Below are 21,380 nucleotides of genomic sequence, written 5' to 3'. Positions count from 1 at the left end.
GATTACAAGTTCGTCACCCGAAAAGCGCTTTTTGGACACATTTGAGCGAGGCGTGCGGCCTTTGGGTCACGCCGGCCGTTTCCAGATCGGTGACCCGTCGCCCGGCAGGCCGAGACGGCCCCAGATTTCGGAGACGCGCGCCACGACATCCGCGTCCATGCGGATTTCCTCGCCCCACTCGCGCTTCGTCTCGGGCGGCCATTTGTCGGTGGCGTCGAGGCCGATCTTGGAGCCGAGGCCGCTCTCGGGACTGGCGAAGTCGAGATAGTCGATCGGGGTGTTCTCGATCAGGGTGATGTCGCGGGCCGGGTCCATCTTGGTCGAGATGGCCCACATGACCTGTTTCCAGTCGCGGGCGTCAATGTCGTCGTCCACGACGATGACCCACTTGGTGTACATGAACTGGCGCAGATAGCTCCAGACGCCGAGCATCACGCGCTTGGCGTGGCCGGGGTAGGCCTTCTTCATGGACACCACGGCGATGCGGTAGCTGCAGCCCTCGGGCGGCAGCCAGAAGTCGGTGATCTCGGGAAACTGGGCGCGCAGCAGGGGAATGAAGACCTCGTTCAACGCCTCGCCCAGCACCGAGGGCTCGTCCGGCGGGCGGCCGGTGAAGGTGGTCAGATAGATGGGGTCGCGGCGCATGGTGATCGCCGACACCTGGAAGACCGGGAAGGTCTCGACGGAATTGTAGTAGCCGGTGTGGTCGCCATAGGGGCCCTCGGGCGCATGCTCGTCGAGCAGGACGTGGCCCTCGAGCACGATCTCGGCCTGGGCCGGGACCATCAGCGGCACGGTCTTGCAGGGGACCAGCTCGGCCTTGGCTCCGCGAAGCAGGCCCGCGAACTGGTATTCCGACAGGGTGTCGGGCACCGGAGTGACGGCGGCGAGGATGGTCCCGGGATCGGCGCCGAGGACGACGGCGCAGGGCAGGGGCTCCTTGCAGCGCTTCTTGTGGCGGGCGTAGTGCTGGGCTCCGCCGCGATGGGCCAGCCAGCGCATGATGGCGCGGTCCTTGCCGAGCACCTGCATGCGGTAGATGCCGAGATTGAAGTCGTCCTCGCGGTCGTCAGAAGGTCCCTTGGTGACGACCAGACCCCAGGTGATCAGAGGGGCGGGCTCCCCGGGCCAGCAGCCCTGGACGGGGAGGGATGTCAGGTCGATCCGGTCGCCGGTCAGCACCACGTCCTGGACAGGGGCTTTTTTCACCACCTTGGGCCGCATCGACATCACCGTCTGGGCCAGCGGCAGCATCTCCATGGCGTCGCCGAGCCCGCGCGGCGGGGTCGGGTTGCGCAGGAAGGCGAGCAGTTCGCCGACCTCGCGCAGTTCGGCGGCGGTGGTCCGCTGCTTCTTCTCCAGGGTCACGCCCATGGCCACGCGCCTGACCGTGCCGAACAGGTTGGCGAGGCAGGGGACGGGGCTGATCGAGCCGTCGGGCATGACCGGCTTCTCGAACAGCACCGCCGGGCCGCCGTTGCGCAGCAGCCGGGTCTGGATCTCGGTCATCTCCAGATGGGTGGAGACGGGCTCCGTCACGCGCACCAGTTCGCCGGCGGCTTCCAGCATCACCATGAAGTCGCGCAGGGATTTGTAGGCCATCGATCGCTCCAGACTGACCGCTGGATTAGGCGGAGGAAGCGGCGCTGTCACCCGCCGAGGCGGTCAGTGCGCGGCTGTGTCCGAGGTCAGGGCCCAGATCGGCAGGCCGAGCACGCGGGTGGCGGCCGAGACCTGGGCGCTGGTCATACGGGCGCGGCCGGCCTCGACGAGGCGCAGGTCGGCGGGCGTGATGCCGAGGGCCGCGGCGAGGGTTTCCACGTCGGTCGCCCGCTCGGTTCGCCAGCGCCGGAGGCGGGCGCCGAGGGCGACCTGTTCGGGATCGGAGGCCGGGAAGCCGTGGACGCTCACCCCTCGTCGTCCCAGCGGAAGGCCGGATCGATCCAGTCGCCGAGACGGCCGTCGGGACGGGCGAGGGCGTGGATGCGGTCCATCTCCCCGGCGGACAGCGAGAAATCGAAGATGTCGAAGTTTTCCGCGGCGCGGGATTCCTTCGCGGTGCGGGGGATGGCGATGACGTTCTGCTGGATGAGCCAGCGCAGGGTGACCTGTCCCGGCGTCTTGCCGTGGGCGCGGCCGATGTCGTTGAGGGTCGGGTCGTCGGCCACCTTGCCCTGGGCCAGCGGCGACCAGGCGGTGATGGAGGAGCCGAGGTCGCGGGCGGTGTCCAGCAGCGTCGTCAGCTTGAGGTAGGGGTGATACTCGACCTGGTTGGTAACCAGCTTGGCCGTCGACAGCGCCTGGGCCTGCCGGAATTCCGCCGACGGGAAGTTGGACAGGCCGATGGTCCGGGTCAGGCCCCGGTCCTTCGCCTCGTTCAGGGCGCCCAGCGTCTCCGCGAAGGGAGGCGTCTTCTTCGGCCAGTGCAGCAGCAGCAGGTCGGGGGTGAAGCCGAGGCTGGCGGCGGACTCTTCCGCCTGCGACAGCAGGGCGTCGCGGTGGAAATGATCGACCCAGATCTTGGTGGTCAGCCAGATTTCGTCGCGGGCGACATGGCCGGCGCCGATCGCGTCGCGGATGCCGTCGCCGACCGCCGCCTCGTTGCGGTAGATCCAGGCCGTGTCGATGTGGCGGTAGCCGATGCGCAGCGCCTCCGCGACCATGCGGCGGGCGTCGACGGGCTCCAGCATCCAGGTGCCGAAGCCGAGCAGGGGGATGCGGTTTCCGTCGACGGTGATGGCGGGCTGGTCGGTCATGGGCGGGCTCCGGAAGGGCCCGCTAACCTAGGCGCGACTCCCGGCCGATCAACGGCGGCGGTAGGTGAAATCGTAGCCCGGAGTCCAGGTGACGCCGCCGTCGGTCGAGGATTCGCCGCGCTGCCGCACCGATCCGTCCCGCTCCGGCGAGACGGTCATGCGCTGGATCGAGCCGGGGCGGCCGGGCGCCTGCAGCACCATGGCGCCGTCGCGCAGGCCGCCCTCGAACACCGTCACCGCCCCGCCGCTGTCCATGTAGAACTGGCGCCAGACGCCGCCGCGGCGCGCGTCGAAGGCGCTGAAGCTGACGCCGTGATAGGTCGCCGGGGCGCCGCCGGGGCCGACGGTCTGGTGGTAGTCTTCCTCGATGGCGCAGCCGCCGGCGGTGGAGGAGATGGTGCTGCGCGCCACCACCGTGTCCGTGCCGGTGGCGCTCACGTCCCAGTCGCCCACCCAGAAGTTGAAGGCGCTGTGGTCGGCGTCGGTGCAGTCGATGGGGCGGGGCGGCGCGGGCGCAGCGGCCGGCGCGGTCTGCAGCAGCCCCGCGAACAGGATGGCGTGGATCATGAGGTCCTCCCGCCGGCAGGAGGACCCCCGCGGCCTCGGGCGTCAACTTAACGAGCGGTAATGCCCGCAGCGGACGAGGCGGTCAGTCCAGGCCGGCGGTCTGCCGGATCGAGGCGATCTGGGCGGTGAAATAGGGCGGTTGCCCCTCGCGTCCCAGCATGGCGTCGAACTCCTCCAGCAGCTCGACCGCCTCGCGCGGCTGGCCCTTGCGGACCAGCTGGGCGGCCAGACTGCCGCGCACGTCGACCAGGCTGGGAACCAGCTCCAGCGACTTGCGGTTGGCCCGGATGGCGCCGTCGAGGTCGCCCGTGGCGTCGAGGCTGATCGCGTAGCCGGCGTACATATCGTAGGTGATCACGCCCAGGCTCTCGGCGTATTTGTAGAACGGCACGGCCTCGCGGTGGTGGCCGGCCCGGGTGTAGGCGATGCCGGCTTTGGCGTTGACGGCAGGATCGTTCGGATAGTTTCTGAGATAGCCGTGGTAGTTGCGGCCAGCGCAGTTCCAGTTGCGCTGGGCGAAGCATCTGTCGCCGTCCTCGAGGCTGGCCGGGAGCGGGGCGGCGGCTTCGGGCGAGCCGCAGGCGGTGGCGCCGGCGGCCAGGGCCGCGGCGACGATGAGGCCGAAAACACGCAATGGATGCTCCCCCGAACAAGACCTCCTCCGCGCTAGCACGAGGCGCGCGGCGCCGTCACCTGCAATGCGGCCCGTCGCGTCCGCCGTCCCGGAGCCAGGCGAACATTTCGTCCCAGAGCGGCTCCATGCCGCGGCGGAAGGCCCCCTCGTGGCCGATGCGGGCGACGCCGTAGTCGGCCGGCGACCGCACCACCACCTCGCGCGGGGCGTTGGGGTAGACCTCGAGCAGGATAGGCGAGGTGACGGGGGTGGCGATCGGATCGTCGGTGAAGATCCACGAGCGGATCGGCGCGCTCACGGCCTCGAAATGGTGCGGCTTCAGCCGGTCCCGCAGCTCGTCGCGGAAGTAGGCTTCCTTGAGGCACCAGCGCCGCCAGGTCCGCCAGACCCCGCGGGGCAGGTCGGTCCCCGCCCACAGGCCGCCGCCCCGGATATAGCCGCGCCGGAGCAGGCTCCACGGGCCGTAACCGAACCAGAAGAACAGTTCGAGCGGATTGTAGGCGCGGTGGTGCCGGCCCCAGTAGCCGCTGCCGACGGAGACGAAGGCGTGGCGGGCCAGGCGGGCGTGGTTGGGCATAAAGCCGAGGAAGTGGCCGCCGACGCTGTGGCCGACATGGACGACCGGCAGGCCCGGCGCGGCCGCGGCCAGGGCGTCCAGGGCGGCGGGCATGTCGAGCCGGCCCCAGTCGGGATAGTCCATCTCCATCGCCGCGAGGTCCTCGGGCCGCGAGCCGGCGATGCCGCGGAAGTCGTAGGTCAGGACCGCGGCGCCCTTGCCGGCCAGATGCCGGGCGAACCGGTCGTAGAAGCCTTTCGGAAAGCCGGTTCCGGAACTGACCAGAACCGCCAAGGTCGGGCGTTCAGCCGAGATCAGCCGCATCGACAGCGGGAAGCCGTCGGCGGCGGGAGCGGTGAAGTCGCTTATGGCCGGCTCGCGCATGAAAGGTCCGTAGCTATTCGCAACGAACCTAGCCGATTGACGCCGCGTCAGGTCAAGCTCTCTTGGAGGCGGGGCCGTCCTCGGCTAAAGGCGCGACCTGTCCTTCGCCGAGCGCCTCACCATGACCGATCTTCCCGACCGCCTGTCCGTCGACCCCGACAGCCCGTTCCACGACGCCGATCTGCTGGCGAAGGGCGTCGGCGTCCGCTTCAAGGGCGAGGACAAGACCAATGTCGAGGAATACTGCGTCTCCGAGGGCTGGGTGCGCCTCGCCGTAGGCAATCGCGTCGACCGCCGCGGCAAGGCGCTGACGGTCAAGCTGCAAGGGCCGGTCGAGCCCTACATCAAGGGCGAATAGAGCCCTACCCGATCCGGGCGAATTCGACCTGCTCCAGCGGGCTGTCGAGGATCAGCGAACCATCGTGGATGATCGTGGCGCGCATGACGCGGTCCATGAAGGCCCCGAACCGCTCTTCGAAGGCCGTCGTGGTGCGTTCGCAGACGGCGCCGTCCTGCGGCGTCAGCTCGAGCAGCGATCCGTCCTGGCGGTAGCGCCAGCCGGCGAAGACGCAGGCGTTCGCCTCGATCCGCCCGTCCGTGATCGTCAACTCGATCGGCGCCGCGCCGGCCGGCGGCGCCGCGCCGTGGAAGACCTGCAGCCGCCAGCGGCCGGTGATCGGCTCCCGCGGGAGAGGCGGCGCGGCCTCGAAGGTCAAGGCTGCGTCGGGCCCGGTCAACTGCAGGACCCCGTCGCTGCGTTCGGCCCCGGTCACCGCTGAAAGCGTGCGGTCGAACTCCGTCTCCCACGGCGACAGGCCGCGGGCGCACATGGCTCCGGGATTGGCCTGGGTGACGACGAGCCGGTCGCCCGCCCGCTCATAGCGCCGCCAGAAGGCCACGCACTGGGAGCGGGCGCGGAAGGTGAAGTCGCCCACCGTCATCAGGATCGGATGGATCGAGTCGCTGTCGTCCGGGGCCGGGGCGGGACGGCCGTTCATCGCCGTCAGCCGCCATTCGCCGCGTATGTCGGCCGCTCTCAAGGCCGGCGTGGCGGGCGACTCGAGGGGCGGCGGCGCAGCCGGAGGCGTTCCCGCGGGGCTGCAGGCGGCGAGACACATGGCGATGAGGACGGCGCGCATACCTCCAAGAGCGGGCGAGCAAGGCGGCGGTTTCATGTCGAACGGCCAGTCCTGCTTATGTGTGGCCGATCAAAACTCCGCCCGGCGTCGCTTCTTTCCCCGACGCCGCCGGTCTAGGTTCGGGCTCCCCGTGAGTCCCGGAGCCGCCGATGTCCCTGTCCGCCCGTCTTCTCGCCGCCAGCGCGCTCGCGCTGAGCCTCGCCGCCGCGCCCGCCATGGCGCAGGACGCGGCCACCGTCCAGCGGGCGGAGGCGATCCGTGACGCGGCGATGGAGCGGAACATCGCCCTGGACTACGTCACCCAGCTGACGACCCGCTTCGGACCGCGGCCGGCCGGCTCGAAGGCCGAGCAGGACGCCTCGGCCTGGGCCGCCGCCTATATGCGGGCCCAGGGCTTCCAGAACGTGCGCATCGAGGAGTTCCCGCTGGTCGGCTGGGAGCGGGGCGAAGAGAGCGCCTCCATCGTCGGCGACCATCCGCAGCGGCTGGCCGTGGCGGCGCTGGGCCATTCGCCCGGCACCAACGGCGTGATCGAGGCCGAGGTGGTGCGGTTCGACAGTCTCGAGGCCCTGAACGCCGCGCCCGCCGGATCGCTGGCGGGCAAGATCGCCTTCGTCGACGCCGGCCAGATGGTGCGGATGCAGGACGGCGCCGGCTACGGCCCCCTGACCCGCATCCGGGGCGCAGGGCCAGGCGCGGCGGCGGCCAAGGGCGCCGTGGCCTTCATCATGCGCTCGGTCGGCTCGGACGAGCACCGCATGCCGCACACCGGCACGACCCGCTACGTGGAGGGCCGCGTGCCGCTGCCGGGCTTCGCGCTCAGCGCTCCGGACGCCGACCAGGTCTCGCGCCTGATCGGGATGGGCGAGACCGTGCGGCTGCGCCTGTCCTCGACCGCCCACACCTATCAGACGGTCAGCCAGAACGTCATCGGCGACATCGTCGGCCGCTCGCGCCCGGACGAGATCATCGTCCTCGGTTCGCACATGGACAGCTGGGATCTCGGAACGGGGGCCATCGACGACGGCGCCGGCGGGGCCATCACCCTGGCCGCGGCCAAGGCCATCGCCGAGAGCGGCCGGCGGCCGGCCCGGACCGTCCGCGTCGTGCTGTACGGGTCCGAGGAGGTGGCGCAGCCGACCGACACCGGAAACGGCGGCGGCGCCTATCTGCGCGGCATCGGTCCGGCGGTGGAGAAGCATGTGATCGCCGGCGAGAGCGATTTCGGGGCCGACCGGATCTATGCGCTGGGCCTGCCCCCGGGGGCGCAGGGTTCCGACTTCGCCCGGGCCGCGGCGCGGGTGCTGTATCCGATCGGCGTGCTGAGCTCGCCGCAGCCCGAACTGTCCGGCGGAGCCGACATCGGTCCGCTGGCGGGGGCGGGGGTGCCGGTGTTCGGCCTGAACCAGGACGGCACGCGCTATTTCGACCTGCACCACACGGCGGACGACACCCTGGACAAGATCGATCCGGCGCAGCTGAACCAGAACGTGGCCGCCTGGGCCGCCTTGGTCTGGCTGATCGCGGACTCGGATGTGGATTTCCGGGCCCTGCGGGCGTCGGCGGCCGCGGCGTCGGCGCGCTGACGATCATGCGAGCGTGGCGAAACTGGTAGACGCAAGGGACTTAAAATCCCTCGACTTCGGTCATGCGGGTTCGACCCCCGCCGCTCGCACCAAGCCGAACCGGGACCGCGCTGCGGCGTTGGCGTGAGATGCTGCAGACTCTCTTCGAACAGCCCGCCGAGACGGTGGCCCGGACCCTGATCGGGGCCGAGCTGGAGGTCGACGGGGTCGGCGGCGTGATCGTCGAGACCGAGGCCTATGACGTCTTCGATCCGGCCTCGCACAGCTTCGTCGGGCCGACCGCGCGCAACGCGCCGATGTTCGGGCCGCCGGGGCGAGCCTACGTCTACCGGATCTACGGCCTGCACTGGTGCTTCAACGTCGTCTGCGACGCCGGCCAGCCGGGCAGCGCAGTGCTGGTGCGGGCGCTGGAGCCGCGCACGGGCGTGGATCGGATGCGCGAACGGCGCGGGCCGCTGCCGCCCGAGAGTCTGTGCTCGGGGCCGGGCAAGCTGTGCGAGGCGCTGGGGATCGACGGTGGCCTGAACGTGCGGCCGCTGGACGAAGCGCCCTTCGCCCTGAGGCTGCACGTGCAGCCGCCGGCCCTCGTACAGGGCGTGCGCATCGGCATTCGCAAGGGGGCCGAGACGCCATGGCGGTTCGGTCTGGCCGGCTCGCGCTTCCTCAGCCGGCCGTTCCCGGTGGGGGCGACGGCATGAGACTGATGTCGGCGACGCCGATGGAGGCCCGGACGGAACGGGCGCTGCCGGCGGGCGACGGCTGGTGGTACGAACCCAAGTGGGACGGCTTCCGCTGCCTCGCCTTCAAGGCGGACGGGCGGGTCGAGTTGCTGGCCAAGTCCGGAAAGTCGCTGGCGCGGTTCTTCCCCGAGGTAGTCGGGCAGCTGCAGCAGATCAAGGCGGAGACGTTTGGGCTGGACGGCGAACTGCTGGCGCAGGACGGCGACCGCTTCGCCTTCGAGGCGCTGCAGCAGCGGTTGCATCCGGCGGAGTCACGGATCCGCAAGCTGTCGGTCGAGACGCCGGCGACCTTCGCCCTGTTCGACATGCTGGTCGACGTCGACGGGGCCGATCTGCGGAGCTTGCCGCACCGGGCGCGGCACGGGCGGCTGGAGACCTTCGTGAACCGGTTCGGCGGGCCGCGGCTGACCCTGTCGCCTGGCACGGACGATCCCGGACTGGCCCAATCCTGGCTGGACGACGGCAAGCTGGAGGGGGTCGTCGCCAAACGCCGCGACGGGCCCTACATCGAGGGCGAGCGGGCCATGGTGAAGGTCAAGCGGCTGCGCTCGGCCGACTGCGTGGTGGGCGGGTTCCGCTATGCGAGCGAGGGCGGCCGGGTCGGGTCGCTGCTGCTCGGCCTCTACGACGACGACGGGCGTCTGAACCATGTGGGCTTCACCTCGGGCTTCGCGGGCGTCGACAAGGATGAGCTGACCCGGCGGCTCGAGGCCCTGCGCGGCGGGCCGGGATTCACCGGGCGCGCGCCGGGCGGGCCGAGTCGCTGGTCGACCGGGCGGTCGGGCGAGTGGGAGCCGTTGCGGCCGGAACTGGTGGTGGAGGTCGGCTTTGACCACGTTTCGGACCAGCGCTTCCGGCACGGGACGCGGCTGCTGCGCTTCCGGCCCGACAAGGCGCCGGAGCAGTGCCGGATGGAGCAGCTGGAGTCGTGACGGCGGCGACGGACCAGTTCGATCTGTTCAGCGCGCCCGGGACGGGGCTGCCGGAGGGGCTGCGCCATGCGGAGGGCGTGATCGCCGCGGACGAGGCGGAACGCCTGGTGGAGGCGTTCGCCAGCCTGCCGTTCCAGGCCTTCGACTTTCACGGTTTCAAGGGCAACCGGCGGATCGTGTCCTACGGCGGGCGCTACGACTTTTCGGCCAGCCGCCTGGAGGCCGCGGAGCCGATCCCCGACTTCCTTCTGCCGGCTCGCGCGGCCGCGGCCGCATTCGCGCGGCTGGAGCCGGAGGCGATCCATCACGCCATGGTCACCGAATATGCGCCGGGGGCGGGGATCGGCTGGCACCGCGACCGGCCCGAGTTCGACAGGGTGATCGGCCTGTCCTTCGTCTCGCCCGCGACGATGCGGTTCCGGCGCCGGCGCGCGGCGGGCTGGGAGCGGGCGTCGCTGCCGCTGGCGCCGCGCTCGGCCTATCTGCTCGATGGACCGGCCCGGCAGGACTGGCAGCACAGCATCACGCCCGGCGAGGCGCTGCGTTATTCAGTGACCTTCCGCACCCTGCGATGACCTGGCGGCGCATAACTTTGTGTGTCCGGTGGCGAACCGGCCTTAACCGGGCGCGCTTTCATGGGCACAAGGGACCTCTTCCCCTTCAAGGCCGTATGGATATTCGATGAAAAGAGCCCGGCGCGCCCGCATCGTCGCGACCCTGGGGCCCGCCAGCCGGGCGCCCGGCATGGTCAAGGCCCTGGCCCAGGCCGGGGTCGACGTGTTCCGGCTGAATTTCAGCCACGGCTCGCACGAGGATCACGCGGCGGCGCTGAAGGCGGTGCGCGGCGCGGAACTGGCGCTGAAGCGGCCGCTGGGCGTGCTGGCCGACCTGCAGGGGCCGAAGCTGCGGCTGGGCCGGTTCCGGGACGTCGAGATCGAGGTCGGGCCGGGGCACAGGATGCGCTTCGATCTCGACCCGACGCCGGGCGACGCGACGCGGGTGCAGATGCCGCATCCGGAGATCTTCAAGGCGCTGCGGACGGGCATGCTGCTGCTGCTCGACGACGGGCGGGTGCGGCTGCGCGTCGGCGAACGGACCGACGAATGGGCCGATGTGACGGTCGAGAGCGGCTCGAAACTGTCGGACCGCAAGGGCGTGGCCGTGCCCGAGGCGGTGGTGCCGGTCTCGGCCCTGACGCCCAAGGACCGCGAGGACCTGGCCTTCGCCCTGCGCATCGGCGTCGACTGGGTGGCGCTGAGCTTCGTGCAGAAGGCCGAGGACATGGCCGAGCTGAAGCAGATCGTGAAGGGCCGCGCCGCCTGCCTGGCCAAGATCGAGAAGCCGCAGGCGCTGAACGAGCTGGAGAGCATCCTCGACTATTGCGACGGGGTGATGGTGGCGCGTGGCGACCTCGGCGTCGAGCTGGACCCGGAAGAAGTGCCGGTGGCGCAGAAGCGGATCATCCGGGCCGCCCGCCAGCGCGGAGTGCCGGTGATCGTGGCCACGCAGATGCTGGAATCGATGACCTCGGCGCCGGCCCCGACCCGGGCCGAGGCCTCGGACGTCGCCAATGCGGTCTACGAGGGCGCCGACGCCCTGATGCTGTCGGCCGAGACGGCGTCGGGCGACTATCCGCTGGAATCCGTGGGCATCATGAACCGGATCATCGAGCGGGTGGAGCGCGACCCTCTGTGGCCGGGCCTGATGGACGCCGAGCACGCCGGCATGGACGAGCACGACGTCGACGCCCTGGTCGCTGCAGCGCGCAAGGCCGGAGAGGCCCAGTCGACGGCCTGCGTGGTGGTGTTCACCACCTTGGGCGGCACGGCGCGGCGGATGTCGCGCGAGCGCCCGCTGCAGACGGTGCTGGCCCTGACGCCCAAGCCGGAAACGGCCCGGCGGCTGGCGCTGGTCTGGGGGCTGGAGCCGCGGCTGAGCCGGGAGCCCGCCTCGCTGGAGGAGGTCACCGACGACGCCGTCGAGAAGGCGGTCGAGTTCGGCCTCGCCGAGCCGGGCCAGAGGCTGCTGATCCTCGCCGGGACGCCGTTCGGCGCGCCGGGGGCTGCGAATCTGCTGCGACTGGCGCATGTTCCGATGAAGGGGCGCGGCCGGTAGGTCGGGTAGTTAATGGGGAACATCCGCAAGGAACTTGATGCCCTTGTCGGTGAGCGCGAAGCCATCGTCGGTGTCGACAGCGTAGCCCTTGCTGAACATACTCTCCGGCATGGCTTTGTTGCTAATCAGATTGCCCACAATCTGCTCAAAGTTCATCTGCCAGTTTGCGTTCTGGGCCGCGTCCTGACCGCTTGGGTGAAACTTCTTCACCATGATCGCCTTCAGGTCCGTCGTGGCGATCGCGCCCCCGTTGGCCTCGGCAATCTGCATCGCCGTAATCACGAGGTCGGCCTGCTGGATGCGTTCGTAGTCGAAGCGGCGCTTACCCATTTTGTTTCTCCCCGAATTAGCTGACGATCCTCTCCGGAGGATGCTGTGATCAAATACATCGGGTCTAAGCGCGCGCTTCTCAACCATATTGTTGGGGCGGTTGCGGTCAGCCTACCAAATGGGGGGCTCGTTTGTGATCTCTTCTCTGGCAGTGCTCGTGTAGGGCACTCACTCAAAGCGGAAGGCTTCCGGGTCTGGTCGAACGACCACAACGCCTACGCCCATGTGCTGGCCACGGCCTATGTGCAGGCCGACCGGGAGCGCTGGCTGGAGAAGGCTGAGGCGGTGTTGGCGGAGCTTCGGACGGTCGCGCCCGAGGCCGGCTGGTTCACGAAGACCTTCTGCGAAGATGCGCGGTATTTCACGCCGGAGAATGGGGCGCGGATCGACGCCATGCGCGACCGGATCGCGGCCATGGCGCTGGAACCCGAGCTGCCGGCCATCGCCCTGGTCAGTCTGATGGAGGCCGCCGACCGGGTGGACTCAACGGCCGGTCTGCAGATGGCCTACATGAAGTCGTGGGCCAGCCGGGCGCTGAAGCCGCTGGAGCTGCGCATGCCGGACGTGCTGCCCGGAGTGGCCGCGGGATCCTGCAAGGCCACCCATGCCGACGCCGTCGAACTGGCCCCGTCGGTCGAGGCCGATCTGGTCTATCTGGACCCGCCGTACAACCAGCATTCCTACCTCGGCAACTACCACTGCTGGGAAAGCCTGGTGCTGTGGGACAAGCCCGAGACCTATGGCGTGGCTAACAAGCGGATCGACGTCCGCACCCGCAAGAGCGCCTTCAACAGCCGGCCCGGCATCGCCCCGGCGCTGCAGGCGGTGATCGAAGGGGTGAAGGCGCCGAACCTGATCGTCTCGTTCAACGACGAGGGCTATCTGTCGCGCGATCAGCTGGTCGGGATGCTGTCGGGACGCGGCGAGGTGCAGGTTATCGAGATCGCCCGCCCGCGCTACGTCGGGGCGCGCATCGGCATCCACAATCCGAAGGGCGAGAAGGTCGGGGCCGTGGGGCGGCTGAGGAACGTCGAATATCTTTTCGTGGTCAGCGACCGGCGGGTGAACCTGGCCGACGCGGCGTGAGCGGGAGCGTACGGAACGCCGCGGACTCCGGGCCGTTTTGTCGTCCATGGAACAGATGACCCTCACCCCCTCGCGGCGCCTGGAAGCGCGCCGGGCCTATGGCCGAGCGGCGGACGCCTTCGAGCCCGCAGCCTGGCGACCGCCCTCGCCGACGCGTTTCGACAACCGGGTCGCCAACGACACGGCGCTGGACCGGGGACCGGACCTCTCCGACATGGCTGACGGCGTTCCAGCCTGGCTGACTATCAGCCTCGGCGGCGTCATCGCCGCGCTGGCGGGCGCCCTGCTGGGCGGAGCCATGCAGATCTAGGTTTCTTCGAGCAACGCCCGGATCGGAGCCCAGCCGCGGCGATGGGCCGGGCAGGGGCCCAGCGTCCTCAAAGCCTCCTGATGGACCGGGGCGTTGTAGCCCTTGTGACCGGCGAAGCCGTAGCCCGGGTACTCGGCGTCGAGCTCGATCATGAGCCGGTCCCGCGCCGTCTTGGCGAGGATCGAGGCCGCAGCGATCGACAGCGACAGGCCGTCGCCGCCGACCACGGTCTGCACGTCGCACGGCAGCTTGAACCGATAGTTGCCGTCGACAAGCGCGGCCGCGGGCTGGACCGCCATGGCCTCGATGGCGCGGCACATGGCCAGGCCGGTCGCGTGCAGGATGTTAAGTTCGGCGATCTCCTCGACCGAGGCGAAGCCGACGCCCCAGGCCAGCGCCCGGGCCTTGATCTCGATCTCGAGGATCTCGCGGTGGTCGGCGGTCAGGGCCTTGGAGTCGTCGATGCCCTCGGGCAGGTCGTCATGGTGCAGGATGACCGCCCCGGCGGCCACCGGCCCGGCCCAGGGGCCACGCCCCGCCTCGTCGACGCCGCAGACCAGCCCGCCGCAGGACTGGATCAGCACCGTCTCGAGCGCCAGCGTGGGGAAGCCGCGCGCCGCCCTGGCCGGCGCCTTCGCCGCAGCCTTGCCTTTGGCCGGTTTCTTCGACGGGGTCTTCACCCGGCCGCCATCGCACGAACCTGCCGGTGACGGAAGCACTCGACGCCGTGATCGTTGACCATGCCCACAGCCTGCATGAAGGCATACACAATCACGGGGCCGCAGAAGGTGAAGCCGCGCTTCTTCAGCGCCTTGGCCATGGCTTCGGACTCCGGCGTGGCGACCGGGCGGGCGCCGCTGTCGGGCCAGAGGTTCTGGATCGGCGCGCCGCCCACGAAAGACCAGAGCCAGGCGGAGAAATCCTCGCCGTTGTCGCGCATCTCCAGCCAGATCCGCGCGCCCTTGATGGCGGCGTTGATCTTGGCCCGCGAACGGATGATGCGGGCGTCGCCCAGCAGCCGTTCGATCTCGGCCTCGCCGTAGCGGGCGACCTTCTCGGGATCGAAACCGTCGAAGGCGTCGCGCATCCCCTCGCGCTTCCTCAGTATGGTGATCCACGCCAGCCCGGCCTGGAAGCCGTCCAGCACCAGCTTCTCCCACAGGGCGCGGGCATCGTACTCGGGCACGCCCCATTCCTCGTCGTGATAGGCGACGTACAGCGGATCGGTCCCGCACCAGGCGCAGCGATGGACGGTCACGCCGCCACCTCCGCGAACGCCCGGACCGGAAAGGTTCCGAAGGCCTTCACCTTGGGCGGGGCGGCGGTGAAGCGGAAGCCGGCGTCGGGCAGCAGCTCGAGCCCGCGCATGTGTTCGCAGATCGGGACGCCGGCGCCGAGCAGAAGGGTGTGAGCCGGGCGGGCGCGGGTGCGGGTGTCGTCGATGTTGTGGGAGTCGATGCCGACGAGGGCGGCGCCGGCCTCGACGAGAAAGGCGGCCGCCGCCTCGGTCAGGAAGGGGTGATCCTCGAAATAGGCGTCGGTGCGCCAGTGGCGGGCCCAGCCGGTGTGGATCAACACCGCCTTGCCGGCGAGGTTGCGGCCCTCGAAGCGGTCGGCGCCGATGGCCTGCAGGTCCGGCGCGCGGACCACGATCCCCGGCAGGCCGACGACGCGCTCAAGGCCGATGTCGCTGAGGTCCTCGCCGTCGGCGTAGCGGTGGAAGGGGCTGTCCAGATAGGTGCCGGTGTTGCCGACCATCTCGATGCGGCCGATCTGGAATTCGGTCCCGGCATCGTAGTTGGCCCGCGACGCCTCGCGACTGAGGTGGTCGCAGATCAGCGGCGCCGGCAGGCCCTTGTAGGTCACCATGCCGGCCTCGATGGTGTGGCTGAGATCGATCAGGCGGGTCATGCGTCCATCCACTCCGGCCGGCGTACGGTGACGGGCCGGCCGTCGACGGTGAGCACCCCGTCGAGCCGGTCCAGCCGCAGCAGGGCCATGGCGGCCCCCTCCATGCCGCCGAGCACCTCGCCGGCGCGGAGGTCGCCGTTCAGCACCTCGGCTCCGAAGGACGGGGGCGGACCGTCGAAGGCTAGGGGGAGCATCCGGTTCTTTATGCTGCCGCGGCGCTTCATGCGGGAGGTCGTCTCCTGGCCGACGAAACAGCCCTTCTGGAAGTCGATGCCGTTCAGCAGGTCGAAATCGGCCTCGATGGGATAGGTCCGGTCCGGGGGCGCGTCGGTCGCAGGGTCGGGGACGCCCACGGCGAGGCGGTGGGCCTGCCAGTCGGCCTCGGTCGCATCGGTGTCGATCCCGCCGCCATGCCGCCGGCCGCCGAGGGCGGAGAGGCGGGGGTCGGCGACGAAGCCGTCGGCGACATCGGGCCACGAGGCGAACACCGGCCGGTCATCGGCTTCGAGGGCGACGGCCGCGCGCAGCCGGTAGATCGACAGGCGCTGCAGCAACGCCTCGCGGCGGTCGGCGGCGACATCGAGCAGCACGCCGTCCGCCTCGCCGTGCAGGAACAGGTCGAACAGCAGCCGGCCCGGCGGGGAGAGCAGGGCGCCGAAGCGGAGCTCGCCGCCCGCCAGCGTCTCGACGTCCTGGGTCAGGAGATTGTGCAGGAAGGGCCGGGCGTCGGGGCCGGAAACCCGGACGAGGGCGCGGCTGTCGAGGCGGGCGATGCGGGTCGTCATACGGTCCAGATAGGGCCTTGCGCGCCTGTGGACCACACCTGTTGGCCCCTGATGAACGGCGAGAATCCGTATACGGTCCAATCATGACGGGCCGGTTTCCCATCCTCTATGTCGCCGAGGCGGGCGCGCAGGACGCGGTGCTGTCGAGCGGGGTGCTGGCGTATCTGGTCGGGGCCATGCCCCAGGCGCGCTTCACGGTGGTGGGGTCGCCGGCCAGCGCGGCCCTGTTCGCCGACACGCCGCGGCTGGACCGGCTGATCGTACTGGAGAAGGAGACGCGGCTCGACTGGTTCGGTCTGTGGAACCAGGTGCGGGCGACCAACTGGGGACTGGTGGTCGACATGCGCGGCTCGGCCCTGTCCGGCAAGCTGAAGCGGCAGAAGCGGGCGGTGCGCGGGGAGCGCGAGCCGGGGGTGCACGCCGTGGAACTGGCGGCGCGGGTGCTGCAGCTGGACGAGAGCCCGGCCCCGAAGCTGTTCGTGTCGGAGGCGACGCAGGCGGCGGCGGACGCCTTGATCCCCCCGGGCGAGGGGCCGCTGCTGGCCGTCGGCCCCGGGGCGGAGTGGATGGGGCGGCGCTGGCCCGCCGAGCGCTTCGCCAAGGTGGCGTCGACGCTGGTGGGCGAGGGCGGCCCGCTGGAAGGCGGCCGGGTGGTCGTGGTCGGGGCGGAGGCGGACCGCGACGCGGCGCACACCATCCGCCTGGCCCTGCCGCGGCGCCGGACCATCGAGCTGCAGGGGCGTCTGAGCCCGCTGCAGGCGGTGGCGGCGGTCGGGCGCTGCGCCCTGTATCTGGGCGGGGACTCGCTGTGGACCGATCTGGCGGTGGCGTCGGGGACGCCGGTGGTCGCGGCCTATGGCCCGTCGGACGAGGTCGAGCGGGGGCCATGGGGCGGGGTCGCGGTGCGCGGGCCGCGCTCGGTCGAGGAATACCGCAAGATCGATCCGCGGCTGGACCAGGCCATCCTGCACATGAACGACCTGCCGGCGGAGCGGGTGCTGAAGGCGGCTCGCAAGGTGCTGGCCGAGCGGGTATAGGGCCGGGCCATGACCCAGACATTCGACCTGATCGTCCGCGGCGGCGAGGTAGCCAATCACGCCGGACGGGGCATGGCCGATGTCGGGGTGATCGACGGCCGGATCGCCTTCGTCGGCGACCTGTCGCAGGCGTCGGCGGGCGAGATTGTCGACGCCACGGGACTGACCGTCCTGCCGGGGGTGATCGACACCCAGGTCCATTTCCGCGAGCCGGGGCTGGAGTGGAAGGAGGATCTCGAGACGGGCAGCCGGGCGGCGGCGCTGGGCGGGGTGACCGCCGTGTTCGAGATGCCGAACACCGAGCCGGCGACCACCGATCCGGACGCGCTGGCCGACAAGCTGGCGCGGGCGCGGGACCGGATGTGGACCGACCACGCCTTCTACATCGGCGGGACGCACGAGAATGCGCAGTTTCTCGGCGAACTGGAAAGGCTGCCCGGGTGCTGCGGGGTCAAGGTGTTCATGGGGGCCTCGACGGGGACCCTGCTGGTCGCGGATGATGACGGGGTGCGGGAGGTGCTGCGTCATGTGAAGCGGCGGGCGACCTTCCATTCCGAGGACGAGTACCGGCTGGTCGAGCGGCGGCCGCTGGCGCGGACCGGCGACTGGACCAGCCATCCGGAGGTGCGCGATCCCGAGAGCGCCATCATGAGCACCCGCAGGCTGGTGCGATTGGCGCGGGAGACGGGCGCCCGCATCCACGTGCTGCACGTGACCACGGCCGAGGAGGTCGAATTCCTGGCCAACCACAAGGATGTGGCGACCATGGAACTGACGCCGCAGCACCTGACGCTGGACGGCGACGAGGCCTATGACCGCCTGAAGGGTCTGGCGCAGATGAACCCGCCTATCCGCAACAACTATCACATCGCCGGCCTGTGGCGGGGGATCGAGCAGGGGGTGGCGGACGTGCTGGGCTCGGACCACGCGCCGCATACGCTGGAGGAAAAGGCCCGGCCCTATCCGGCCTCGCCGTCGGGGATGCCGGGGGTGCAGACGCTGGTGCCGGTGATGCTGACGCATGTGGCCAACGGGCGGCTGACGCTGGACCGGTTCATCGACCTGACCAGCCATGGGGCCAACCGGGTGTTCGGCATCGCCGGCAAGGGGCGGATGGCCGAGGGCTATGACGCCGACCTGACCCTGGTCGATCTGAAGGCCAGGCGGACGATCCGGCACGAGGACATGGCCACGCGGTCAGGCTGGACGCCCTTCGACGGCTTCGAGGCGACCGGCTGGCCGATGGCGACCCTCGTGCGCGGGCGGGTGGTGATGCGCGACGGCGAGCTGATCGGCAGCGCCCACGGACGGCCGGTGCGCTTCCAGGAGACGCTGGCCTAGGGAACCTCCCGGACTCAGGGCGATTCTCTTTCCACGGAAGGAGTTGCACCATGAGCAAACGCGAACTGATCGAACCCAATCCCGGCGACAAGCGCTATGCGCGCCGGGACGACGAGGGTCGCTTCACCGAGATGGACGACGTCGGCCGGTCGTCCGCGCAGGACCAGAAGCGGCAGGCCGGCGCCGACGCCGGCAAGGGGCAAGGCGACCGCGGCGACCGCCGCAACTAGCGCGGCTGGAGGATGAAGCCGGCGATGTCGTCGGCGACGCCCGGGGCCAGCGGCAGGCTCGGGTCGCTGTAGGTGGCGAGGTTGGCGGCGCGGTCGGCGGGCGCGACCTTGAGCAGGTGGTTGACGCCCTCCCACAGGACCAGCCGGGCGTCGGGCTGGGCCGCGGCCATGGCGCGGGCGTCGGTCTGCGTGGTCTGCAGGTCGGTCAGGCCCTGACCGATCATGACCGGCCCGTCCCAGGCGGCGATGAGCTCGGCCGGGTCGAGCCTGAACCACGAGATCAGATAGGGCTGGACCGACGGGCGCAGCAGCGCGGCCAGTTCCGGCGGCGTGTCGGGGGCGAGACGGCCCGCTTCCAGCTCGGCGAGGGCGTGGAAGGCCTGGCTGCGCATCGGTTCGGGAAGCTGAGGCCCAAGCTGCTCCTCGAGCACCACCCGGGCCGGCCGGCCGGCCCCGGACAGCAGCACGAGGCCGCAGATCTTGTCGTGGTCGCCTTCAGTGGCGGCGAGGGCGACCAGGGCGCCTTCGCTATGGCCGATCAACCAGGCGCAGGGCAGGCCGGTGCGGGACGCCGCCTCGGCGGCCCAGCCGCGGGCGTCGTCGACAAGGTGGGTGAAGCGGAGGTCGGCTTCGGACAGGCCGCCGGCGGCGCTCTGGCCGATGCCGCGCTTGTCGGCGCGCAGGGTGGCGACGCCCTGTTCGGCCAGCGCCTCGGCCAGCAGGCGGTAGGTCCCGGCCCTTACGCCCATCGGGCTGTCGCCGTCGCGATCCGTCGGACCCGAACCGGCCAGGATCACGGCCACGGCGCGCGGGCTCTCAGGGGCCAGCAGGGTTCCGTGAAGGGGCGCAGGCTCCGACGGCAGGGTCACGGCGGTGGCGACCGGATCGGCGAGGAGGGCGGCGGCGAGGATCAGGCTCAGCATGGCGGTCTCCCGGTGCGGGGGGGTCAGAAGGGCTGGCGGTCGGGGTCCGTGCGCCATACGCGCCAGCTCTCGACCACCGACCAGAGGGCGGCGAGGACGATGGCGGCGAGCAGGGCGTAGAGGCCCAGCGGGCGTGGCGCGAAGGGAGCGGTCAGCAGGCCCGCGAGGCCGATGACGAAGAACAGGCGGCCGGCGAGGCGGTTGGAGCGGTCCCAGGCGAGGCGGCTCTTGTAGGCCCAGGGGGTGCGGACGCCGACGAAGGGGTTGGGACCGACCCGGCCGAGGAAGGCCCCGAGCAGCAGCAGGACGAGGCTCATCAGGGCCATGGGCACGGCGCCGCCGATGTCGGTCGCGCCCGACAGGCTGGCGGAGGCGGCGAGCAGGCTGACGAGGGGCAGGGTGAGGATGACCACCAGCTGGCCGTAGCGCAGGGCCCGGGCGCGGGCGGGATCGCCGGCGCGACCGGCGGCCGCGCTCATGCCGCCGCCGAGCAGGAGGGTCAGCAGGGCCATGCCGACGAGGACGCCGCCGACGGTTTCGCGCGCGCCCCAGTCATCGGCCTGACCCGCGGCGTTCCAGTGGATCGGCAGCAGTTCCGTCGGGCCCGCGAAGACGGTCCAGACGCCGAGGCCGCCGACGACGAGGCTGAGGCCGATGGTGGCGGCGTTCAGGGCGGAGGCGGATCTGGTCGGGGCGGTCATGGTTCGTCTCCGGGGTCTTTCCGGCCGGCGCCGGTCATTTGCAGAAGGAAGGCCAGGGCCTCCTCGACGGCCGAGATCTCGAGCCGGTAGCGGATCGAGGCGCCGTCGCGTTCGGGTGAGACCAGGCCGGCCTCCTTGAGCGCGTTGAGGTGTCCGGTGATCGTCGGCCAGCTCATGTCGAAGGCGGCGGCGATGTCGCCGGACGCCATCGGCCCCTTGCGCAGCATGTCGATGATGCTGCGGCGAACCGGATGCGACAGGGCCTTGAACAGCGAGTTCATAGGAAAGAGACTAATTAGGAAAACGCCTAATAGCAAGCGGTTTGAGCGGACGGGGGTTTTACCCGGGTGATATCGGAAAAACGGAGTCGGCAGAGGCGGCAGTCCGCAGGAGGTCCGGAAAACAGGGGGGCAGAGTCGGCAGGGTCGGCGCCCGCCGGAGAGTCGCTGCGGCCGATCCCTGTGGCGGGGCGGCGGAGATTCGATTGTCAAAGACCGGGGGGCGGAAAGGCGCACATTATAGGGGCCCCTCGCCCTGCGGCGTGTTCGTGACGCTGACGCCGCCATGGACGGCAGGGAAAACAGTGGGATGGCGGATTTCGGTGCGCGGGCTGGCGGCGGATTTGCAGCGCAGCAATGGCGCCTCACGTCCCCCCTTCCCCTCAAGGGGAAGGGTCCGGGGGACGACCGATTGCGGATCATCGCCCGGCATGTGACCGTGGCGAAACGCTGTTCCCGGCGACCGGACGCAGGACCGACCATGCGCAGAACCCTGATGCTTCCGGCCGCCGTGCTCGCGCTGGCCGGCTGTTCTCCGCCCGCCGCGACGGAGGCGGCGCCGGCGGCCGCCGGGAGCCCGGCCGCCTCGACGGCGGAGGCCTTCGTGCGATCGCTGTATCAGCCGGGAGCGGCGCCGGGCGACGCGACGGGAACCCATGAGTCCCGCCCGGTCTGGTCCGCGCGCACCAAGGCCCTGCTGGACAAGGCCGCGCGCCTGACCCCGGACGGCGAGGTCGGCTTCTTCGAGGCCGATCCGATCTGCGACTGTCAGGACGGCACGCCGGTGCTGCAGTCGGCGACGGCGGTATCGACCGGTCCGGGCCGCGCCGACGTCGCCATCGTCCAGGGCTTCGCCGAGCCGGGCAATGCGCTGCACCGCAAGACCTACAACCTGGTGCTGGAGGACGGGCAGTGGCGCATCGACGATCAGCGCTATGAGTCGATGGGGGATTTCCCGTACGCGCCGATGGTGCAGCGTCTGGAAGCCTGGATCGCGGAGGCCGAAAGCCCCGGCTAGCCGACCTTCCCAAGGCCCGCT

At 70.6% G+C, this 21,380-nt stretch carries 27 protein-coding genes and 1 tRNA gene; 13 read left to right on the top strand and 15 right to left on the bottom strand.

Annotated elements, in window-relative coordinates; all coding sequences use genetic code 11:
• Positions 1-66: 66 nt before the first annotated feature.
• The 6 genes from VGD32_RS01820 to VGD32_RS01795 form a co-directional block, all read right to left on the bottom strand.
• Complete coding sequence (locus VGD32_RS01820; RefSeq protein WP_331030195.1) at positions 67-1,602, bottom strand: UbiD family decarboxylase; 1,536 nt, start codon at positions 1,600-1,602, stop codon at positions 67-69.
• A gap of 63 nt (positions 1,603-1,665) precedes the next feature.
• Positions 1,666-1,911 (bottom strand): helix-turn-helix transcriptional regulator, encoded by a 246-nt coding sequence (locus tag VGD32_RS01815; RefSeq protein ID WP_331030194.1) that lies wholly within the window; start codon positions 1,909-1,911, stop codon positions 1,666-1,668.
• The gene (locus VGD32_RS01810; protein WP_331030193.1) at positions 1,908-2,756 is read right to left on the bottom strand and encodes an aldo/keto reductase; all 849 of its coding nucleotides are present in this window, start codon (positions 2,754-2,756) and stop codon (positions 1,908-1,910) included. Before VGD32_RS01810 ends, VGD32_RS01815 begins: the two co-directional genes overlap by 4 nt.
• A gap of 48 nt (positions 2,757-2,804) precedes the next feature.
• Positions 2,805-3,323: a hypothetical protein gene (locus VGD32_RS01805; protein WP_331030192.1), complete on the bottom strand. Its 519-nt coding sequence runs from the start codon at positions 3,321-3,323 to the stop codon at positions 2,805-2,807.
• Positions 3,324-3,405: 82 nt separating this feature from the next.
• Positions 3,406-3,957: a hypothetical protein gene (locus VGD32_RS01800; RefSeq protein ID WP_331030191.1), complete on the bottom strand. Its 552-nt coding sequence runs from the start codon at positions 3,955-3,957 to the stop codon at positions 3,406-3,408.
• Positions 3,958-4,012: 55 nt separating this feature from the next.
• Positions 4,013-4,897 carry a serine aminopeptidase domain-containing protein gene (locus tag VGD32_RS01795; protein WP_331030190.1) on the bottom strand — a complete coding sequence of 295 codons (885 nt, stop codon included), beginning with the start codon at positions 4,895-4,897 and terminating at the stop codon, positions 4,013-4,015.
• Positions 4,898-5,018: 121 nt separating this feature from the next.
• Here VGD32_RS01795 and VGD32_RS01790 point away from each other — a divergent pair, with 121 nt between their 5' ends.
• The gene (locus VGD32_RS01790; protein WP_331030189.1) at positions 5,019-5,255 is read left to right on the top strand and encodes a DUF3297 family protein; all 237 of its coding nucleotides are present in this window, start codon (positions 5,019-5,021) and stop codon (positions 5,253-5,255) included.
• 4 nt (positions 5,256-5,259) lie between these two features.
• On the opposite strand, the gene VGD32_RS01785 is transcribed toward VGD32_RS01790, so the two are convergent.
• A complete protein-coding gene (locus VGD32_RS01785; RefSeq protein ID WP_331030188.1) occupies positions 5,260-6,036 on the bottom strand; it encodes an META domain-containing protein in 777 nt (258 codons plus the stop codon).
• Positions 6,037-6,185: 149 nt separating this feature from the next.
• Here VGD32_RS01785 and VGD32_RS01780 point away from each other — a divergent pair, with 149 nt between their 5' ends.
• From VGD32_RS01780 to pyk, 6 genes are all read left to right on the top strand, one after another.
• The gene (locus VGD32_RS01780; RefSeq protein WP_331030187.1) at positions 6,186-7,622 is read left to right on the top strand and encodes a M20/M25/M40 family metallo-hydrolase; all 1,437 of its coding nucleotides are present in this window, start codon (positions 6,186-6,188) and stop codon (positions 7,620-7,622) included.
• A gap of 7 nt (positions 7,623-7,629) precedes the next feature.
• Positions 7,630-7,714, top strand: a tRNA-Leu gene (locus tag VGD32_RS01775).
• Positions 7,715-7,750: 36 nt separating this feature from the next.
• Entirely contained in the window at positions 7,751-8,320 is a 570-nt protein-coding gene (locus tag VGD32_RS01770; RefSeq protein WP_331030186.1) for a DNA-3-methyladenine glycosylase, read from the top strand.
• Entirely contained in the window at positions 8,317-9,294 is a 978-nt protein-coding gene (locus tag VGD32_RS01765) for an ATP-dependent DNA ligase (RefSeq protein ID WP_331030185.1), read from the top strand. The genes VGD32_RS01770 and VGD32_RS01765 overlap by 4 nt, the downstream gene beginning before the upstream one ends.
• Entirely contained in the window at positions 9,291-9,869 is a 579-nt protein-coding gene (locus tag VGD32_RS01760) for an alpha-ketoglutarate-dependent dioxygenase AlkB (protein WP_331030184.1), read from the top strand. Before VGD32_RS01765 ends, VGD32_RS01760 begins: the two co-directional genes overlap by 4 nt.
• A gap of 106 nt (positions 9,870-9,975) precedes the next feature.
• A complete protein-coding gene (gene pyk, locus VGD32_RS01755; RefSeq protein WP_331030183.1) occupies positions 9,976-11,409 on the top strand; it encodes a pyruvate kinase in 1,434 nt (477 codons plus the stop codon).
• 9 nt (positions 11,410-11,418) lie between these two features.
• Here pyk and VGD32_RS01750 read toward each other — a convergent pair whose 3' ends face one another.
• Positions 11,419-11,739, bottom strand: a complete 321-nt coding sequence (locus VGD32_RS01750) for a hypothetical protein (protein WP_331030182.1) — start codon at positions 11,737-11,739, stop codon at positions 11,419-11,421.
• Positions 11,740-11,784: 45 nt separating this feature from the next.
• On the opposite strand from VGD32_RS01750, the gene VGD32_RS01745 reads away from it, so the two are divergent.
• On the top strand, positions 11,785-12,825 hold the full coding sequence (locus VGD32_RS01745; RefSeq protein WP_331030181.1) for a DNA adenine methylase: 1,041 nt from the start codon (positions 11,785-11,787) through the stop codon (positions 12,823-12,825).
• A gap of 55 nt (positions 12,826-12,880) precedes the next feature.
• Entirely contained in the window at positions 12,881-13,135 is a 255-nt protein-coding gene (locus VGD32_RS01740) for a hypothetical protein (protein WP_331030180.1), read from the top strand.
• Here the strand turns inward: VGD32_RS01740 and VGD32_RS01735 are convergent.
• The 4 genes from VGD32_RS01735 to VGD32_RS01720 form a co-directional block, all read right to left on the bottom strand.
• On the bottom strand, positions 13,132-13,734 hold the full coding sequence (locus VGD32_RS01735) for a ribonuclease HII (RefSeq protein ID WP_331030208.1): 603 nt from the start codon (positions 13,732-13,734) through the stop codon (positions 13,132-13,134). The genes VGD32_RS01740 and VGD32_RS01735 overlap by 4 nt on opposite strands.
• Before the next feature lie 77 nt (positions 13,735-13,811).
• Positions 13,812-14,393 (bottom strand): DNA-3-methyladenine glycosylase I, encoded by a 582-nt coding sequence (locus tag VGD32_RS01730; RefSeq protein ID WP_331030179.1) that lies wholly within the window; start codon positions 14,391-14,393, stop codon positions 13,812-13,814.
• Complete coding sequence (locus VGD32_RS01725; RefSeq protein WP_331030178.1) at positions 14,390-15,046, bottom strand: cyclase family protein; 657 nt, start codon at positions 15,044-15,046, stop codon at positions 14,390-14,392. The genes VGD32_RS01730 and VGD32_RS01725 overlap by 4 nt, the downstream gene beginning before the upstream one ends.
• On the bottom strand, positions 15,043-15,831 hold the full coding sequence (locus VGD32_RS01720) for a folate-binding protein (protein ID WP_331030177.1): 789 nt from the start codon (positions 15,829-15,831) through the stop codon (positions 15,043-15,045). The genes VGD32_RS01725 and VGD32_RS01720 overlap by 4 nt, the downstream gene beginning before the upstream one ends.
• A gap of 83 nt (positions 15,832-15,914) precedes the next feature.
• Between VGD32_RS01720 and VGD32_RS01715 the strand changes: the two genes are divergently transcribed.
• The 3 genes from VGD32_RS01715 to VGD32_RS01705 are packed head-to-tail and all read left to right on the top strand — an operon-like array spanning position 15,915 to position 18,439.
• On the top strand, positions 15,915-16,868 hold the full coding sequence (locus VGD32_RS01715) for a glycosyltransferase family 9 protein (RefSeq protein ID WP_331030176.1): 954 nt from the start codon (positions 15,915-15,917) through the stop codon (positions 16,866-16,868).
• Between the two features lie 9 nt (positions 16,869-16,877).
• Positions 16,878-18,209: a dihydroorotase gene (locus VGD32_RS01710; RefSeq protein ID WP_331030175.1), complete on the top strand. Its 1,332-nt coding sequence runs from the start codon at positions 16,878-16,880 to the stop codon at positions 18,207-18,209.
• Positions 18,210-18,259: 50 nt separating this feature from the next.
• Positions 18,260-18,439 carry a hypothetical protein gene (locus tag VGD32_RS01705; protein ID WP_331030174.1) on the top strand — a complete coding sequence of 60 codons (180 nt, stop codon included), beginning with the start codon at positions 18,260-18,262 and terminating at the stop codon, positions 18,437-18,439.
• On the opposite strand, the gene VGD32_RS01700 is transcribed toward VGD32_RS01705, so the two are convergent.
• The 3 genes from VGD32_RS01700 to VGD32_RS01690 are packed head-to-tail and all read right to left on the bottom strand — an operon-like array spanning position 18,436 to position 20,344.
• Positions 18,436-19,362 (bottom strand): alpha/beta hydrolase, encoded by a 927-nt coding sequence (locus VGD32_RS01700; RefSeq protein ID WP_331030173.1) that lies wholly within the window; start codon positions 19,360-19,362, stop codon positions 18,436-18,438. The two genes, VGD32_RS01705 and VGD32_RS01700, sit on opposite strands and share 4 nt — an antisense overlap.
• A gap of 23 nt (positions 19,363-19,385) precedes the next feature.
• Positions 19,386-20,063 (bottom strand): SdpI family protein, encoded by a 678-nt coding sequence (locus VGD32_RS01695; RefSeq protein ID WP_331030172.1) that lies wholly within the window; start codon positions 20,061-20,063, stop codon positions 19,386-19,388.
• Entirely contained in the window at positions 20,060-20,344 is a 285-nt protein-coding gene (locus VGD32_RS01690) for a metalloregulator ArsR/SmtB family transcription factor (RefSeq protein ID WP_331030171.1), read from the bottom strand. Before VGD32_RS01690 ends, VGD32_RS01695 begins: the two co-directional genes overlap by 4 nt.
• Positions 20,345-20,822: 478 nt before the next feature.
• Here VGD32_RS01690 and VGD32_RS01685 point away from each other — a divergent pair, with 478 nt between their 5' ends.
• Positions 20,823-21,359, top strand: a complete 537-nt coding sequence (locus VGD32_RS01685) for a DUF3828 domain-containing protein (RefSeq protein ID WP_331030170.1) — start codon at positions 20,823-20,825, stop codon at positions 21,357-21,359.
• Positions 21,360-21,380: the final 21 nt, after the last annotated feature.

The sequence above is a fragment of the Brevundimonas sp. genome (genome assembly GCF_036402095.1).
In the GTDB taxonomy this organism is placed as follows: domain Bacteria; phylum Pseudomonadota; class Alphaproteobacteria; order Caulobacterales; family Caulobacteraceae; genus Brevundimonas.
The sequence above is the reverse complement of the archived record's forward strand: the minus strand, read 5'-3'. Positions and strand labels throughout refer to the sequence as shown.